Genomic DNA, 1847 nt, shown 5'->3' with positions numbered 1-1847 from the left:
CTAGGGCGTCCGCCGTCGACCCCACCAGGCGACTTGAGCCATACAAATGGCCCGTCCATGCAGGCACCTCCGCCGACGTGCTGTGTCTGCGCAGCGACGAGGGCGCGCGCATCGAGGTGGCCGACCGCTATCCCGAACGCGAGATCCCCCTCCAGGCCACCGCCATCAACATGGGCAGCCCCGACCGCGAGGGCGGCCGGGGTCTCCAGCTGTGCGCGGCCCTCGCCGGCCACTGGGGCGTCGAGTACACGCCCACCCACAAGACCGTCTGGTTCCAACTGGACCTGCCCGCACGCGTGGTGGGCACCCGCGCCGCCGGACCGGCCCTCCCCTCCGAGCTCCTCCCCCTCGCCGACGGCCGGGTCCGTGTGGCCGTCATCCAGATCGACCGCACCGGCCACATCACCGCCTGGAACGAGGACGCCGAGGAACTCTTCGGCTACCCGGCCGAGCAGGTCACCGGCAAGCCCCTCACCGACCTCGCCGCCTGGCCGCACACCCCCGGCACCAGCACCGGCATCGCCGAGGCCCTCCGCCTCTCCCGCTGGGAAGGCAGCTACGGCATCCGCGCCGCCACCGGCCGCGTCATCCCCGTCTACGCCTCCCACCTGCGCGTCCGCGACACCGGCGGCGAACCGTCAACCGTCTGCCTCCTCGTACGGGACCACGAACGGGCCGTTCTGCAGACTCCCCTGCGCGTCCCCGCCTCCGACACCTCGTCCGGCTCCGAGGGCCAGAGCACCGACCCCTTCGAGGTCTTCATCGGCTCCCCCGCCCCGGACGACCTCGACGGCCTCCTCCAGCGCACCGTCGAACGCGCCCGCGACATGCTCGACGGCGACTCGGCGTTCCTCCTGCTGGCCACCGACGACGAGACGGAACTGGAGGTCCGCGCCTCCACGGGCCTCCCCTCCGCCCGCCAGCGCTTCGCCCGCGTCCCCGTCGAAGCCGGCCCCGGCCGCTACGGCTCGGCCCGCATGCCCGCCGTCCACGACGACCTCACCGCGGTTCCCGGCGCGGTCCCACTCCTGAACGGCACGGGCATGCGCTCCGTCGTCACGGTCCCGCTGAAGGTCGAAGGCCGCCTCACCGGCTCCCTCGGCGTCGCCGCCGAGGCCCCCGCCAGATACTCCAACGAAGAGGCCCTGCGTCTCCAGTTCGCCGCCGACCGCATCGCCCTCGCCGTCGAATCGGCCCGCCTGGGCGAACTGGAGCGCCTGCGCCGCGGCTCCCTCAGCTTCCTCGTCGAGGCCTCCGACCTGCTGGCCGGCACCCTGGACCGCGACCAGACCCTCGCCCTGATGGCCCAGATGACGGTCCCGACCCTCGCCACCTGGTGCGCCGTCTACACGATCGCCGACCAGGCCTCCGAGCCCTACCTCTCCTACGTCCTGCACGAGGACGAGGAACTCATCGACGGCATCAAGTCCCTGTTGTCGAAGGTGCCCCCGCCCGACCCGGTCCCCACCCCCGGCGCCCGCGTCTGGACGACCCCCGGCGAGGTGGCCCACCAGGCGGCCCTGCGCAGCTCCATGCGCAGCCTCGGCCTCAGCGGCAGTCCGACCCGCCAGGTCACACCCGGCATCGGCCCCACGCTCGCCACCGCCTCCGCGGTCGGGGGCGAGACGGTCGTCCTTCCCCTGGTCGCCCGCAACCGCGTCATCGGCATGCTCACCCTCGGCAAGCCCACCGACGAACACTTCCGCCAGGAGATCCTGGAACTGGCCGAGGACCTCTCCCGCCGAGCCGCCCTGGCCCTGGACAACGCCCGCCTCTACTCGGAGCGCACGGCGATCAGCCAGTCTCTCCAGCGCAGTCTCCTGCCGCCGGAGCTGCCGCTGATCGAC

General features: G+C 73.0%; 1 protein-coding gene. It reads left to right on the top strand.

The annotated features are described in order from the left end of the window. Positions 1 to 77: 77 nt before the first annotated feature. Positions 78 to 1847 (top strand): GAF domain-containing protein (locus tag ABZ281_RS47935; protein ID WP_356664984.1); only part of this gene is annotated, 1770 nt, incomplete at its 3' end.

Origin of the sequence: Streptomyces sp. NPDC006265, from assembly GCF_040613555.1 — a bacterium.
In the GTDB taxonomy this organism is placed as follows: Bacteria; Actinomycetota; Actinomycetes; order Streptomycetales; family Streptomycetaceae; genus Streptomyces.
Note: the sequence above shows the minus strand (reverse complement) of the source record. Positions and strands in the feature narration are given on the sequence as shown.